We start from the raw sequence: 14957 nt of genomic DNA, 5'->3' as shown, positions 1-14957 counted from the left end.
ATTATGGTTCCCGAGCGATTATATTGTGAATGCAAAATGAGCAAGCCGGGCGCCTTCAAAGCGATGCCGGCGCGCCCTCTTGGGGCTCGGTCAGGTGCTCGATCGCGGCCGTTCGCTTGTTGCGCAGATGCTGGAACAGGATGTCGCTGAGCTCGCTCGCGGCCCGTCGGCGCAGCGCATCGAGGATGGCCTCGTGCTCGCGCATGGCTTCCGCCCAGCGCTGCCGCTTGCGGGCGAAATTGGCGGAGTAGCGGACGCGGCGGATCCGGCCGGCGAAATTGGCGTAGGCTGTCTTCAGCGTCTCATTGCGCGCGGCCGCGACGATGCTCTCGTGGATGCGCTGGTTGGCCTGGAAATAGCCGTGCATGTCGCGATGCAGGTAATGGCCGTACATCTCGTAATGCAGCTGCTCGATCGCCGTGATTTCCGCATCCGTAATGGCCTCGCAGGCGAGGCGCCCAGCCAGGCTTTCCAGGCCCGCCATGACGTCGAACAGTTCTTCCAGGTCGCGCTGACTGAGCTGGCGCACCCGCGCGCCGCGGTTGGGCAGTAGCTCGATCAGGCCCTCGGCGGCGAGCACCTTGAGCGCCTCGCGCAAGGGCGTGCGGGAGATGCCGAGCATCTCGCAGAGCTGCCGCTCGGGAATGCGCGCGCCTTCAGGAATGTTGCCTTCGACCACGTAATCGCGCAGCCGCAGCAGGATCTCGCCATGCAGCGAGGCCTCGTAACGGTTTTCCTGGCGCTCGCCATTGCCGGCGGGCGGGGTGATCGGAACCCCGGTGTTGGGAATCGTGGATTTCATTTGCAGCACAGTAGTTTGCCCGGTTGATCACGTCGACGCTCGCAATTGAATACCAGATTTCGATTGCAAGGATAAAAAATGAATGCAAAATAGCCGACTGAGCCTGCCATAGTCCGTCGAAAGGGAGCTCTTCATGCCTCAGGGACGCCATTTCCTGCAGATTCCCGGCCCGAGCCCGGTCCCCGAGCGCGTCCTGCGCGCGATGGACATGCCTGTCATCGACCACCGCAGCGCCGAATTCGGCGAGCTCGGCCGGACCGTGCTCGAAGGCAGCCAGAAGATCTTCCAGACCAAGGGGCCGGTGGTGATCTTCCCCTCGTCGGGGACCGGCGCCTGGGAGGCTGCGATCGTCAACACGCTGTCGCCAGGCGACAAGGTGCTGATGGTCGAGACCGGCCACTTCGCCACGATGTGGCGGCAGATGGCCGGCCGCTTTGGCATCGAGGTCGATTTCGTCCCGGGCGACTGGCGCCGCGGCGCCGATCCCGCATTGATCGAGGCCAAGCTCTCCGAGGACACCGCGCGCACCATCAGGGCCGTCATGGTCGTGCACAACGAGACCTCCACCGGCGCGACCAGCCGCATCGCCGAGATCCGCGCCGCGATCGACCGCGCGTCGCATCCGGCGCTCTTGATGGTCGACACCATCTCCTCGCTCGGCTCGGTCGACTACCGCCATGACGAGTGGAAGGTCGATGTCAGCGTCAGCTGCTCGCAAAAGGGTTTCATGCTGCCGCCGGGCCTCGGCTTCAACGCGATCTCGGACAAGGCGCTGGCTGTGTCCAAGACCAACAAGATGCCGCGCTCCTATTTCGACTGGGAGGAGATGCTCAAGCCCAATGCCAAGGGCTTCTTCCCCTATACGCCCGCGACCAATCTGCTCTACGGCCTGCGCGAGGCGATCGCGATGCTGCTCGAGGAAGGGCTCGACAATGTTTTTGCGCGGCATCAGCGCTTGGCGGCCGCGACGCGTGCCGCCGTCAATCATTGGGGCCTCGAAGTGCTCTGCCAGGAGCCTTCGGAGTTCTCGCCGGTGCTCACGGCCGTGCTGATGCCCCCGGGGCATGATGCCGATCAGTTCCGGAAAGTCGTACTCGACAATTACAACATGTCGCTCGGCTCGGGCCTGTCGAAGGTCGCCGGCAAAGTCTTCCGCATCGGCCATCTCGGCGAATGCAATGCGCTGACGCTGCTCGGCGCGCTCACCGGCGTCGAGATGGGCCTGTCGGTGGCAGGCGTACCGCACCGCTCCGGCGGCGTTGACGTTGCGATGAAGCTGCTGGAGCAACGCCCGCAGGGCAATGCGGCGCCGCATCTGAAGATCGTCGGCACGTAAAGGTGGTCGCGGCGGGGTGGCTGCGGGCAGGCCGGCCCACTATGCACGAAAGGCCCTTTGGAGAAGGGGACAAGCCGGTCAAATGGTGCTATTCGGCGCCCATCAAATTCAAGGCAAGACCGGGAAGGACGCCGATGACCGTGCATACTGGAAGGCATTTCCTACAGATTCCAGGACCGACCAACGTGCCCGATCGGGTGCTGCGGGCGATGGACATGCCGACGCTGGACCATCGCGGTCCGGAGTTCGCCGAGCTCGGTTTTGCCGTGCTTGCCGCAATGCAGCGCGTGTTCCGCACCAAGCAGCCCGTGATCATCTTCCCCTCGTCCGGCACCGGCGCCTGGGAAGCGGCGATGGTCAACGTGTTTGCGCCAGGCGACAAGGTCCTGATGTGCGAGACCGGTCAGTTCGCCGTGCTGTGGCGCGGCATTGCCGACAAGTTCAAGCTCGACGTCGACTTCATCCCGAGCGATTGGCGCCATGGCGCCGACCTCGCCGAGATCGAGAAGCGCCTTGGCGCCGACAAGCAGCACGCCATCAAGGCGGTCTGCGTCGTGCACAACGAGACCGCGACCGGCTGCGTGACGCCGCCGCTGGATGTGCGCAAGATTCTCGACCGCACCAAGCATCCAGCGCTGCTGATGGTCGACACCATCTCCGGCCTCGGTTCGATGGAATATGAGCACGACGCCTGGGGCATCGACGTCTCGGTCGCCGGCTCGCAGAAGGGTCTAATGCTGCCGCCGGGCCTCGGCTTCAACGCCGTCTCGGAGAAGGCGCTCGCGGTCGCGAAGGCCAACCCCGGCATGCGCTCCTACTGGGACTGGCAGGAGGTCATCAGCTTCAACAAGCTCGGCACCTTCCCCTACACGCCCGCGACGAACCTGCTCTACGGCCTGCGCGAGGCGGTGAAGATGCTGGAGGAGGAGGGGCTGGAGAACGTCTGGACCCGCCACAAGCGCCACAGCGCCGCGACGCGCGCTGCGGTCAAGGTCTGGGGGCTGGAGACGCAGTGTGCCGATCCCGCCGCGCATTCTCCGGCGCTGACCGGCGTGCGCGTGCCCGAGGGCTTTGATGCCGACGCCTTCCGCAAGGTGGTGCTGGAAAATTTCGACATGTCGCTCGGCACCGGCCTGAACAAGGTGAAGGGCAAGGTGTTCCGCATCGGCCATATCGGCCATTTCAACGATCTGATGCTGATGGGCACGCTCGCCGGCGTCGAGATGGGCCTCGACCTCGCAAAGATCCCGCACCGGAGCGGCGGCGTGCTCGCCGCCATGGACGTCCTGAAGGGACGCGACGTGGTGCCGATGACCAAGGCTCAGGTTGCTTAAAGGCAGCCTGACTGAACTTCAGTGAAGAAAGTGAGCGCGCGATGAACCTACCTGCGGCTGCCAACGAAGACCTGCTCTACTCCGTCACGGAAGGCATCGCGCGGATCACCTTCAACCGCCCGCAGGCGCGCAACGCCATGACCTTCGCCATGTATGACCGCATGGCGGAGATCTGCCAGGAGATCAACGCCGACCGCTCGATCAAGGCGCTGATCCTGACCGGCGCGGGCGACAAGGCGTTTGCCTCCGGCACGGACATCTCGCAATTCCGCGCCTTCAAGACCGCGCAGGATGCGCTCGACTACGAGGCGCGCATCGATCGCGTGCTCGGCACGCTGGAGCAGTGCCGCGTGCCCGTGATCGCGGCCATCGCCGGCGCCTGCACCGGCGGCGGCGCGGGCATTGCGGCCTGCTGCGATCTTCGCATCGGCACCGAGACGACGCGGATGGGTTTTCCGATCGCGCGCACGCTCGGCAATTGTCTGTCGATGTCGAACATCAGCCGCGTCGTCGCGCTGGTCGGTCCCGCCCGCACCAAGGATCTGATCTTCAAGGCGCGCCTCGTCGAGGCGCCGGAGGCGCTGGCGCTCGGCCTGCTCAACGAGGTCGTGCCTGATGTGGAGACGCTGCAGCGCCGCGCCGACGAGACTGCAAAGCTCGTCGCCAGCCACGCGCCGTTGACGCTGGAAGCGACCAAGGAAGCGGTGCGCCGTATCCGCCGGACGCTGTCGCGCGAGGAAGGCGAGGATCTGATCCTGAAAGCCTATATGAGCGAAGATTTCCGCGAGGGCATGGATGCCTTCCTCAACAAGCGGGGGCCGGTCTGGAAGGGCAAATAAGTCTCACGGGCTTTCGGCTTCGTCAGTCGAAAGTCATATGCGCTGAACGGCCCGTCTGCTTGAACTCGTCGGTATTAGTCCGCACTATGCAGGGATAGACGTTTCCGCACTACAAACTTGAAAAAACATCAGGGGACGAAACTCGTGCGAATTCCAGTGAAAGCCGTCGGTGCCGCGACGGCGCTGTTGTTGAGCGCGCCGGCCTTCGCCGGCTGGGAGCCGACGAAACCGGTGGAGATCGTGGTGGCGGCGGGCGCGGGTGGCGCCTCCGACCAGATGGCCCGGATGATGCAGGCCGCGATCCAGAAGAACAATCTGATGAAGCAGCCGATGGTCGTCTCGCTCAAGGGCGGTGCCTCCGGCGCGGAAGCGCTGATGTACATGAAGTCCAGCGAGGGCGATCCCAACAAGGTGCTGATCGCCTATTCGCTGATCTACATGCTGCCGCTGTCGGCGAAGATCCCGTTCAACTGGCGTGAGTTGACGCCGGTCTCCGTGGTCGCGCTCGACCAGTTCGTGCTGTGGGACAACAGCGCAGGCCCCAAGACGGTGAAGGACTTCGTCGCGGCCGCGAAGGCCGCGAGCGCGCCGTTCAAGATGGGCGGCACCGGCTCCAAGCGCGAGGATCACGTGCTCACCGTGTTCCTGGAGCAGAAGACCGGCGCGAAATTCTCCTATCTGCCCTACAAGTCCGGCGGCGAGGCCGCGACCCAGCTGGTCGGCAACCACACCGAGGCCAACGTCAACAACCCGTCCGAAAATCTCGAAGTTTGGCGCGCCGGCCAGGTGCGGCCGCTCTGCGTGTTCGACAGGGAGCGCATTGCCTACACGACCAAGGTGACCGACACGCAGTCCTGGGCCGACATCCCGACCTGCAAGGAGGAGGGCGTCGACGTGCAATATCTGATGCTGCGCGCGATGTTCCTTCCCGGCAAGGTCACGCCGGAGCAGCAGGCGTTCTACGTCGATCTGTTCCACAAGGTGACGCAGACCGCGGAGTACAAGGACTACATGGAGAAGCAGGCCTTGAAGCCGATCTTCCTCACCGGCAAGGACATGGTGCAGTTCCTCGAGGAGGACGATGCGCTGAACAAGTCGCTGATGACGGAAGCCGGTTTCGTCGCGAAGTAGCTTTGTCTTCTCCCTCTCCCCGTTCTTACGGGGAGAGGGCCGGGGGTGAGGGGCTCTCTCCGCGAGTCCAGCTCTCACCGTCCCTGCGGAGACCCCACCCCTCTCAGCGCGAGCGAAGCTCGTCGCGGCCCCGCAAGCGGGGAGAGCGGCAACTGAACGCACTCCGTCCCTAACAGCCCATGTCCCAAACCGATATCGAAATCGTCGTCGAGGATCCCACCGCGCCCGAAGACGATTCCCCTTCTGTCGTCTCTTCCGGCACGATCGAGATCGTCGTCTGCCTCCTGCTGCTCGCGCTCGCCGTCACGCTCGGCTACGACAATTGGCGCACCGGCGCGTCCTGGGATGCGACCGGGCCCGAGCCCGGCTATTTCCCGTTCTATCTGTCCGTCATTCTCGCAGGCGGCAGCCTCTACGGGCTGATCGCGGCGCTGCTGGCACGGCGCGCCTCGTCCGGCACCTTCGTCACGCGCGCCCAAGGCCGCCGCGTGCTGGCGGTGTTCGTGCCGACGTTGCTGTTCTGCCTGGCGACGCAGTTCCTCGGCCTCTATGTCGCGAGCTTTCTCCTGATCACGGGCTTCATGCGCCTCGTCGGCCGGATCGCGCTGTGGAAGTCGCTGCTCACCGCGTTCGTGTTCACGGCGCTCATGTTCGTCACCTTCGACGTCGCCTTCGACGTCATCATGCCGAAGGGGCCGCTCGAAGCGGCCCTCGGCCGCTAGGGGGCCCACGCGCGATGGAAGCTCTCGGTCTCCTGCTCCACGGCTTTGCCGTCTTGCTGACGTGGAAGACGCTCGTGCTGATGATCGTCGGGCTGGTGCTCGGCATCTTCGTCGGCGTCCTGCCCGGGCTCGGCGGCCCCAACGGCGTTGCGATCCTGTTGCCGCTCACCTTCACGATGGACCCGACCTCGGCCATCGTGATGCTGTCCTGCATCTATTGGGGCGCGTTGTTCGGCGGCGCCATCACCTCGATCCTGTTCAACATCCCGGGCGAAGCCTGGTCGGTCGCGACCACTTTCGACGGCTATCCGATGGCGCAGCAGGGCAGAGCGGCGGAGGCGCTGACTGCAGCGTTCACCTCCTCCTTCGTCGGCTCGCTGGTCGCGGTGCTCCTGATCACCTTCCTCGCGCCGATGATCTCGTCCTTTGCCCTGAAATTCGGCCCGCCCGAGTTCTTCGCGGTGTATCTCTTGACCTTCTGCTCCTTTGTCGGCCTCGGGCGCGAGGCCAAGCACAAGACCGTCATCTCGATGTCGCTGGGCCTGCTGCTGGCCGGCATCGGCATGGATACGGTATCCGGCAGTCTGCGCATGACCTTCGGATCGCCGGAGCTCTTGCGCGGCGTCAACTTCCTGGTCGCCGTCATCGGCCTGTTCGGCATCAGCGAGATCCTGCTGACGATGGAGGAGCGCCTCGCGCTGCGCGGACATGCGGCTAGCATCTCGCTGCGCGTCGTGCTCGGCGTCTGGAAGGACCTGCCGAAATACTGGGTGACGCTGCTGCGCTCCTCCTTCATCGGCTGCTGGCTCGGCATCACCCCGGGCGGTGCGATCGCGGCCTCCTTCATGGGCTACAATCTGGCGAAACGCTTCGCCAAGGAGCCTGAGAGTTTTGGCAAGGGCCGCATCGAGGGCGTGTTCGCGCCGGAGACGGCGGCGCATGCCTCGGGCACCTCGGCGCTGCTGCCGATGCTGGCGCTCGGCATTCCCGGCTCGGGCACCGCGGCGATCCTGCTCGGCGGCCTCATGGTGTGGGGCCTCAATCCGGGGCCGCTGCTGTTCGTCGAGCACAGGGATTTCGTCTGGGGCCTGATCGCCTCGATGTATCTCGGCAATGTCGTCGGCCTCGTGCTGGTGCTGACGACCGTGCCGATCTTCGCTTCGATCCTGCGCGTGCCGTTCGCGGCGGTGGCGCCGATGATCGTGGTGTCCTGCGCGATCGGCGCCTATGCCATCCAGAACGCGATGTTCGACATCTGGCTGATGCTCGGCTTCGGCGTGGTCGGCTACGTCTTCAAGAAGATCGGCATTCCGCTGGCGCCGTTCACCCTGGCGCTCGTGCTCGGCAACCGTGCCGAGGATGCCTTCCGCCTGTCGATGATCGGCTCCGGCGGCACCTTGAAGGTGTTCTGGTCGAACGGCCTGGTCGGCTCGATCACGACCTTGGCGATTCTGCTGCTGTTCTGGCCGGTGATCGACGGCCTGCTCGGCCGTATTGGCAGGAAGGCGGCGGGGCAAAAAGGCGGCGCAACGGAAAGTTGAATTCTATCAGTGCCTTAGTTTAGTGTGTCCTCACAGTCCGGTCGCTGACGCCTTGTGATTGTTTCCAGATGTTGCTGTTGCGCGACAGCCTGGGCCGGGCTTGGCGCTTATGCTTCCCATAGATTTCTTTCCTTTTCACGGGGGCATTGCAATGAAGCAGGTTGTGATGGGAATTGTGGCGGCATCGCTGGTCGCGAGCACCGCACTGGCCGCTGATCTGGCATCGAAACCCTACGTGAAGGCCCCGGCCGTCGTCGATCCGGTCTGGAGTTGGACGGGCTTCTATGCCGGATTGAACGCCGGGTACAGCTGGGGGAGGGCGGAGACGACCGTGGCGCCGATCGCACTGCCGTTCCCGGCCATACAATTCAGCTCGTTCGGCCAGAATGTCGACGGTTGGCTGGCTGGCGGACAGCTGGGCTACAATTGGCAGGTCGATCCGAAATGGGTCGTCGGCCTCGAGGGCGACATTCAGGCCACCGGCGAGCGGTCGTCGCGCACGGTGACCACGACCAGCGCGCGCTACGGTTCGAACATCATCGGTCTGCCCATCGGCACCGACTTCAACTCCATTGCGTCCCTCACCGCAAATCTTTCCTATGACCTGCGGTGGTTCGCGACCTTCCGCGGGCGCGTCGGCGTCCTGTCGGATCCGCAGACCCTCTGGTACGCAACCGGTGGTCTTGCCGTCGGCGAGTTCAAATATTCGTCCGCGACCACCCTTGGCATCCAGGTTTTTGGGCCGGGTCTCGGCGGTACGACCCCGCTCGGCGGGTTCAGCTTTCCGATCGGGCCGGGGGCGACCAGCACCGATACCCGCGTCGGCTGGACGGTTGGCGCGGGCGTTGAACGCAAGTTCACCCGCAATTGGTCGGCCAAGCTCGAATATCTCTACATGGATTTCGGCAGCAAGACATACTTCGCGGGAACCGCCAACCAGGCGGACGTCAGCTTCCACGATCACGTGCTGCGAGCTGGATTTAACTACGCTTTCAACCCAGCCCCGGTGGTCGCGAAGTACTGAAATCATAAGGCCGCAACCTGCAGCAAAGCCCGGCCTCGCGTCGGGCTTTAGCGTTTTCGGCTGGGGCGATCCGTACGCATCCGGCGAAGGCCCCGGCTAGCCGCGCATCGCCGCGCGCCCCGGCTGGAAGAAAATGCGAAAACAACCCCCTGCACAGTAGGGGTGATTAAATACCTCAACCCAAGCCCACTTCGCTATTGGCCAGTCCGGCCGTTGCCGATACCACTCAGCCCGCCCCGCCGCGCGGACAATGGAACCGATCATGCCATTTGAGAGCTACAAGAATAGGCGCATCCTCGTAACGGGAGGCGCCGGCTTCATAGGATCGCACATCTGCGAGCGACTGCTCGATGCCGGCGCCGAGGTGGTGTCGGCGGACAATTATTTCACTGGCAGCCGGCGCAACATCGCCCATCTGATCGCAAATCCGCTATTCGAGGCGGTCAGGCACGACGTCACCTTCCCGCTCTACATCGAGGTCGACGCGATCTTCAACCTGGCCTGCCCGGCGTCGCCGATCCACTACCAGCGCGACCCCGTGCAGACCACCAAGACCTCGGTGCACGGTGCCATCAACATGCTCGGCCTCGCCAAGCGGCTGAAGGCGCGTATCTTCCAGGCCTCGACCAGCGAGGTTTACGGCGATCCGCTGATCCATCCCCAGACCGAAGATTACTGGGGCAACGTCAATCCGATTGGCATCCGCTCCTGCTACGACGAGGGCAAGCGCTGCGCCGAGACGCTGTTCTTCGACTACTGGCGCCAGCACGGCCTGCCGATCAAGGTCGCGCGCATCTTCAACACCTATGGTCCGCGCATGCAGCCCAATGACGGCCGCGTGGTCTCGTCCTTCATCGTCCAGGCGCTGAAGGGCGAGCCGATCAGCGTGTTCGGCGACGGCGTCCAGACCCGCTCGTTCTGCTATGTCGACGATCTCGTCGAGGCCACCATGCGGCTGATGCTGACAAGCGAAGACGTCACCGGCCCGATCAACATCGGCAACAATTCCGAGTTCACCATCCGCGAGCTCGCCGAGAAGGTGATCCAGCTCACGAGATCGCGCTCCAGGCTCGAGTTCAAGCCGCTGCCGCAGGACGATCCGCGCCAGCGCCAGCCCGATCTCGCCAAGGCCAAGGCCGCTCTGAACTGGGAGCCGAAGGTGGCGCTCGAGGACGGCTTGAAGGAGACCATTGCCTACTTCAAGCACTCGCTCGAAATCGCCTGAGCCCGCTCGCGCCTTCCATCGTCTCGCCCGCTGCTCGCTGCTGCTGGCATGCCGGACGTGAGCTTGCGGTCGGGCCGCCGGGCCTCTGCAATCGAACGAACCGTCTCGCCCGCGTCAGCCCTCGCCAGAGCGAGTTCGCGAAGATCTTCCGAATAGGGTCGCGTCATCCATGCTGGCCCCCCGTTCCCCAGCATGGAGTTTGAATCAGATATTGCCGCCCCTGGGAATCCCGATTCCGGAAAAAAACAACATGCGCTAGAGCATTTCACATTTTGATTGAAGCGTAACCGGCGTTAGCGAAGTAGTTGGCACATTCACGAGGCTGGATGTCCTGGACGAGGTGACCGATGTGGCGCCAAGTGTCCTCGATGGTGCGCTTTTGAGCCTGCCGCATCCAATGTTTGATCTTGGAGAAGGCCTGTTCGATCGGATTGAGGTCGGGCGAGTATGGCGGCAGGTACCAGAGCCTGGCGCCAGCCGCCTTGATCATCTGCCTGACGGCTCTCGACTTGTGGCTTCCGAGATTGTCGAGAATGACGATATCGCCCTCGCGCAGGGTCGGAAGGAGGAGGTGCTTCACGTAAGCGCGGAAGCATTGGCCGTTGATCGGCCCATCGAAGACGCAGGGGGCGGTGAGCTGGTCGTGGCGGAGTGCGCCGAGGAATGTGAGGGTACGCCAGTGCCCGTGCGGGGCGAAGCCGCGCAGGCGTGCCCCTTTGGGGCCCCAGCCCCGCAAGGGGGCCATGTTGGTCTTGATCCAGGTCTCATCGATGAAGACGAGCCGGCCCGGATCAAGTCCGGTCTGCCAGGACCGCCAACGCTGGCACCTACGAGAGACGTCGGCGCGAGCCTGTTCGAGCGCGAACAGTGTTTTTTTTGAACCGCAGCCCTTCCCGACGCAGGAACAGCCAGACTGCATTGTGTGAGACCTTAACCCCACGGGCAGCCAGCTCCGCCTTCAGACCATGCAGCGTCAGGTGCGGCGTCTGAGTGATCCGCTCGACGATGAAGGCGCGGTGCGGATCAAGCACAGGCTTGCGGTGACCACCCATCTTGCCAGGCGCTACCGAGCCGGTCGTTCGATAACGCTGCGACCACTTCACAACCGACGAGACCGCAACACCAAACCGTGCCGCCACAGAACGGCAGCTCTCACCCTTGGCAACCGCGGATACCGCACGCTTACGTAAATCGTTGGAAATTGGTCGGACCATGGGATGCTGGCCTCCAGCCCAGCCAGCATCTTGAATCATATTCGCCCCAGATCCGGAATCCCTTCCGATTCAATAAATTCGTGAACCGCTCTAGGCTGCTTTTGGCGGAAGGCTGATCGCGCTATGCGGCGTGAGCGACGCTTGAGGCTGCCAATTCCAAGGCAGCAGTTCGTCAATGCGCTTGGCGGGGTGATCCGGTAGGCGCGCCAGCACGTCGGCAAGCCAGGCCTGCGGGTCGATGCCATTGAGCTTGACGGTGGCGACGAGGCTGTAGATGGCGGCCGCACGCCGGCCGCCATCGTCGGACCCGGCAAAGGTCCAATTTTTTCGCCCCACGGCAACCGCCCGTAGCTCACGCTCGGCAGCATTGTTCGACATGCAAAGCCGTCCGTCATCAAGGAAGCGGCTAAATGCATCCCAGCGGCTGAGGCAGTAATTGATCGCTTTGGAGAGCTTGGCGCGCCGCTCGCGCAACCACGCCTCCAGCTCGACGATCACAGGTGGCGGCTACGCTCCTGGCGCATACGCAGGCGCTCCTGCGGAGCAAGGCCGTTGATCTCACGTTCGATGGCGAACAGGACATCGATGCGCTTGACCGCCTCGACCGCGATCGGCGCCTTGCTGAGCCGTGCCAGATCAAAGAACTTGCGTCTGCCGTGCGCCCAGCACGCGGCCTCGATGATCGGACCGCCCTTGCGATTGGCCTCATAGAGCCTGCCAAAGCCGGCGTAGGCGTCGGCCTGCATCAGTCCGGCATAGCCCGCCAGATGCTGCTCCGGATGCACACCGCCACGATCGGGCGAGTAGAAGAATACGGCCGCCGGCGGGGCTGGGCCGGCAAACGGACGGTCGTCGCGCACATAGGTCCAGAGCCGGCCGGTTCGGGTCTTGCCCTTGGCCAGGACCGGCACTGTGGTGTCGTCGGCGTGAATGCGTTCGGCCGCGAAGACATGGCTCCGGATCGCATCCACCAGCGGCATCAGGGTTGCCGCCGCGGCGCCCACCCAGTCTGCCAGCGTCGAGACATCGAGGTCGATGCCTTCGCGCTGGTAGACGTCGCTCTGACGATGGAGCGGCAGGTGCAGGCCGTACTTGGCGAATAGGACATGGGCGAGCAGCTTGGGCCCTGCACGCCCGCGCGCAATCGGGTGCGAGGGGGCCGGCGGCTGGGTGATCGCTTCGCAGGCCCGGCAGACGAGCTTCTCGCGCACGTGCTGGATTACCTTCCACTGGCGCGGAACGAGTTCCAGCGTCTCGGTCACGTCCTCGCCGATCTTGCGCAACCGCTGTCGCCGCAGCATGGGCAGGTCGCAGCCACCGGATAGACAAGGCGTTCCCGCGGCAAATGCTCCGGCAGCGGCCGGCGCGCCGGCTTGCGGCGCTCGAACGATGGCACCGCAATCTTCCGGCTGCCATTTGCGCCGCGGCCTCGGCTTGCGCCGCGTTCTCCTCCAGGTCGGCGAGCTGTAGCTCGAGCTGGTCCAGCAATGCGCCTCGCTCGGAGGATTGTCCGAACTGCTCGTGCCGCAGCTTCTTGATCATGAGCTTGAGCTTCTCGATCAGCAGTGTCCGTGCCTGAGCTTCCGCCTCCGCGGCCAAGCGGGCCGCGCGCTCGGCGCGCAGCATCGCCTGTAACGTGGTCACATCGTCGGGGAGAGAATCATCGGCGCCCATCGCCGACCAAAGAATCACATGACACGCTCTCTGTCCGGACTGCTGGTCGCGCCGTCGATTCAAATCTCGGCGATCAGCCCGCCGCTTGCGGTCGCCAGGTATGTTGTGGCATCCGCCAGTCGATGCCCTCCAGCAGGTAGCCAAGCTGGGCTGGGGTGATTGTCACCACGCCATCCGTCGACGACGGCCAGAGAAAGCGGCCGCGCTCCAGCCGCTTGGCTTAGAGCGACATGCCCAGCCCATCATGCCAAAGGATCTTGATCAGCTTGCCGCTTTTGCCACGGAACACATAGAGGTCGCCACCGTGCGGGTCTCGCTTGAAGGCTTCCTGCACCAGCAAGCCCAGCGAGTTCATGCCGCGACGCATATCGGTGTCGCCGGTCGCAATCCACACCCGTACGCCCGACGCAATGGGGATCACCGGAGGCGTCCATCTGCCAGCGGGCGATCCTGCTCGGCGGCCTCAATGTATGGGGCCTCAATCCGGAGCCGCTGCTGTTCGTCGAGCACGAGGACTTCGTCTGGGGCCTGATCGCTTCGATGTATCTCGGCAGTGTCGTCGTTCTAGTGCTGGTGCTGACGACGGTGCCGATCTTCGCCTCGATCCTGCGCGTGCCGTTCGCCGTTCGCAGCTGTGGCGCCGATGATCGTGGTGTCCTGCGCGATCGGCGCCTATGCCATCCAGAACGCGATGTTCGACATCTGGCTGATGCTCGGCAATCGTCGCAGAAGCTCGCGTCTCGGCGGGTTGGTTAGCTTCTGATCAAAGGCGGTTCCGCCGGGTGCTTAAGGCTATTCACAAGTGGCTCAGATCTACGTTCAAGTGTGACCACGTCAACGCTCGACGTTCCTGCCATCACAGATCTGAAAGGTCTTATCGGCTCGCTGCAAAATCATGCCTGCTGCGAGACTAACGCCAATAACGTATATCCAGCCTGGCACAAAATCGAATAGATGCGAATTGAACAAAGAGCTAACTATGTTTTGTACGATGACGATGAAGCCAAGCCATGGATAAAATCCTAGCCCCCGAAAGAGGGCCAGCTGGCCAAGCCACATTGTGAACAACATTGTACAGCCGATAAGCCCCCATTGTACGGCGACACTAAGAGTCTGATTGTGCGGGTTACTGATGGTTTGTGCTGCAAGTCCGGTTTGACCTTGAGCGGCGCGATCGAACACCATCTGCACTGATCCTGTGCCATGTCCAAGAACTGGAGCCTCTCGAAAAGAAGCGAGAGACTTGCGCCAAAACTCTAACCGCATTCCGGCCGACGTTATCTCATTGCTTACGCTGTATTTTGAATATTCGAGCAGGATGCTGTTCGTCCTGTCTCGAAGTGTAGAAGAGGCAAGCCAAGCGGACCCAACTAAGAAAAGAAAACAGACAATTGCTCCGTAGAATATCGAGCGTGGTAGATAGAACACTGCAAAAAAGAAGAGCATTATAGGAACATATACTAGAGCTGTCCGGGCAAGTACAACGAAAGATAAATTTAGAAGAAATGCGATCGACAGTGCCAGCAGAAGGATCGCCAGACTGACTCTTTGAGATCTGATCAACTCAAGGATCGGCCACGCCAAAACAACGGCGCACAAAGCAAACGATTGGCTTTGATCAATATAATTCTTTACAGGAACGCCAGGCTGTAGACTTGCAGTCGGGGTGAGAGTTGGCACGAGGACTGTGACCCAAGACAGAACCAGGAGAGCAGTACAAGATCCGAGGAATGCCCATAGTATCCATACCGTGCGCGACGACTTGCGGAAGTGATATAGTAAGAAAGGCATCATAAGGAACTTTAGGGTAGGATTTACCCCCCGCAGCCGATCGGCTAAAGGTACGTCGGTCGCCCACAAAGTGCCTAGCAACGCTAGCGCAAACAGGCCCACAGCAAACCCGCTTCTGGAGCGGCGTACCAAGTCGATAAGTTCTTCGATCCGTATCCTTGGACACACACTAAGGACAAAAAGGGCGCTGAAGATAGAAGTGATGGTTGTGGACCATGGCAGCGATGCGACCATGATCACAGCGAGTAGATCGCTCATGGCGATCGAGCTTGAGAGGGTCAGACAGCGCCGCAAATGTTTAGCCCAGGTGTACTGTTTCGTGTC

Annotated in this window: 11 protein-coding genes and 3 pseudogenes; 9 read left to right on the top strand and 5 right to left on the bottom strand. The window is 62.8% G+C overall.

Annotated elements, in window-relative coordinates; genetic code table 11:
- Nucleotides 1-55: 55 nt before the first annotated feature.
- On the bottom strand, nt 56-802 hold the full coding sequence (locus tag N2604_RS30010) for a GntR family transcriptional regulator (protein WP_260371649.1): 747 nt from the start codon (nt 800-802) through the stop codon (nt 56-58).
- A gap of 133 nt (nt 803-935) precedes the next feature.
- On the opposite strand from N2604_RS30010, the gene N2604_RS30005 reads away from it, so the two are divergent.
- From N2604_RS30005 to N2604_RS29970, 8 genes are all read left to right on the top strand, one after another.
- Nucleotides 936-2138: an alanine--glyoxylate aminotransferase family protein gene (locus N2604_RS30005; protein ID WP_260371648.1), complete on the top strand. Its 1203-nt coding sequence runs from the start codon at nt 936-938 to the stop codon at nt 2136-2138.
- A gap of 134 nt (nt 2139-2272) precedes the next feature.
- Nucleotides 2273-3472 carry an alanine--glyoxylate aminotransferase family protein gene (locus N2604_RS30000; protein WP_260371647.1) on the top strand — a complete coding sequence of 400 codons (1200 nt, stop codon included), beginning with the start codon at nt 2273-2275 and terminating at the stop codon, nt 3470-3472.
- Between the two features lie 41 nt (nt 3473-3513).
- Nucleotides 3514-4311, top strand: coding sequence for an enoyl-CoA hydratase/isomerase family protein (locus N2604_RS29995; protein WP_260371646.1), 798 nt, complete (start codon nt 3514-3516; stop codon nt 4309-4311).
- 150 nt (nt 4312-4461) lie between these two features.
- A complete protein-coding gene (locus N2604_RS29990) occupies nt 4462-5442 on the top strand; it encodes a Bug family tripartite tricarboxylate transporter substrate binding protein (protein ID WP_409241751.1) in 981 nt (326 codons plus the stop codon).
- A 179-nt stretch (nt 5443-5621) separates the two neighbouring features.
- A complete protein-coding gene (locus tag N2604_RS29985; protein ID WP_260371644.1) occupies nt 5622-6164 on the top strand; it encodes a tripartite tricarboxylate transporter TctB family protein in 543 nt (180 codons plus the stop codon).
- A gap of 14 nt (nt 6165-6178) precedes the next feature.
- Entirely contained in the window at nt 6179-7705 is a 1527-nt protein-coding gene (locus tag N2604_RS29980; protein WP_260371643.1) for a tripartite tricarboxylate transporter permease, read from the top strand.
- Nucleotides 7706-7814: 109 nt separating this feature from the next.
- Entirely contained in the window at nt 7815-8729 is a 915-nt protein-coding gene (locus tag N2604_RS29975) for an outer membrane protein (RefSeq protein WP_260376329.1), read from the top strand.
- Between the two features lie 262 nt (nt 8730-8991).
- Nucleotides 8992-9954: a UDP-glucuronic acid decarboxylase family protein gene (locus tag N2604_RS29970; protein WP_260371642.1), complete on the top strand. Its 963-nt coding sequence runs from the start codon at nt 8992-8994 to the stop codon at nt 9952-9954.
- Between the two features lie 265 nt (nt 9955-10219).
- Here N2604_RS29970 and N2604_RS29965 read toward each other — a convergent pair.
- From N2604_RS29965 to tnpB, 3 genes and pseudogenes are all read right to left on the bottom strand, one after another.
- Nucleotides 10220-11168 (bottom strand): IS630 family transposase gene (locus N2604_RS29965; RefSeq protein WP_260371641.1). Its coding sequence is split into 2 segments (ribosomal slippage): nt 10220-10831 and nt 10833-11168, totalling 948 coding nucleotides; the frame shifts between segments, so codons are not numbered across the junction.
- A gap of 90 nt (nt 11169-11258) precedes the next feature.
- Nucleotides 11259-12842 (bottom strand): annotated as a pseudogene (tnpC, locus tag N2604_RS29960) (IS66 family transposase).
- A gap of 73 nt (nt 12843-12915) precedes the next feature.
- A pseudogene (tnpB, locus tag N2604_RS29955) lies at nt 12916-13197 on the bottom strand (IS66 family insertion sequence element accessory protein TnpB).
- Between the two features lie 89 nt (nt 13198-13286).
- On the opposite strand from tnpB, the pseudogene N2604_RS29950 reads away from it, so the two are divergent.
- Nucleotides 13287-13560, top strand: a pseudogene (locus tag N2604_RS29950) (tripartite tricarboxylate transporter permease); the annotation flags it as partial.
- Between the two features lie 116 nt (nt 13561-13676).
- Here the strand turns inward: N2604_RS29950 and N2604_RS29945 are convergent.
- A complete protein-coding gene (locus N2604_RS29945; RefSeq protein WP_260371640.1) occupies nt 13677-14891 on the bottom strand; it encodes an O-antigen ligase in 1215 nt (404 codons plus the stop codon).
- Between the last annotated feature and the right edge of the window lie 66 nt (nt 14892-14957).

This window comes from Bradyrhizobium sp. CB1015 (genome assembly GCF_025200925.1).
Classification (GTDB): domain Bacteria; phylum Pseudomonadota; class Alphaproteobacteria; order Rhizobiales; family Xanthobacteraceae; genus Bradyrhizobium.
The sequence above is the reverse complement of the archived record's forward strand: the minus strand, read 5'-3'. Positions and strand labels throughout refer to the sequence as shown.

What these genes read in the sequence shown, in the direction of transcription:
- N2604_RS30010 (WP_260371649.1), bottom strand. Translation starts at nt 802, where the DNA reads ATGAAATCCACGATTCCCAACACCGGGGTTCCGATCACCCCGCCCGCC.
- N2604_RS30005 (WP_260371648.1), top strand. Translation starts at nt 936, where the DNA reads ATGCCTCAGGGACGCCATTTCCTGCAGATTCCCGGCCCGAGCCCGGTC.
- N2604_RS29995 (WP_260371646.1), top strand. Translation starts at nt 3,514, where the DNA reads ATGAACCTACCTGCGGCTGCCAACGAAGACCTGCTCTACTCCGTCACG.
- N2604_RS30000 (WP_260371647.1), top strand. Translation starts at nt 2,273, where the DNA reads ATGACCGTGCATACTGGAAGGCATTTCCTACAGATTCCAGGACCGACC.
- N2604_RS29980 (WP_260371643.1), top strand. Translation starts at nt 6,179, where the DNA reads ATGGAAGCTCTCGGTCTCCTGCTCCACGGCTTTGCCGTCTTGCTGACG.
- N2604_RS29975 (WP_260376329.1), top strand. Translation starts at nt 7,815, where the DNA reads ATGCTTCCCATAGATTTCTTTCCTTTTCACGGGGGCATTGCAATGAAG.
- N2604_RS29945 (WP_260371640.1), bottom strand. Translation starts at nt 14,891, where the DNA reads ATGAGCGATCTACTCGCTGTGATCATGGTCGCATCGCTGCCATGGTCC.
- N2604_RS29985 (WP_260371644.1), top strand. Translation starts at nt 5,622, where the DNA reads ATGTCCCAAACCGATATCGAAATCGTCGTCGAGGATCCCACCGCGCCC.
- N2604_RS29970 (WP_260371642.1), top strand. Translation starts at nt 8,992, where the DNA reads ATGCCATTTGAGAGCTACAAGAATAGGCGCATCCTCGTAACGGGAGGC.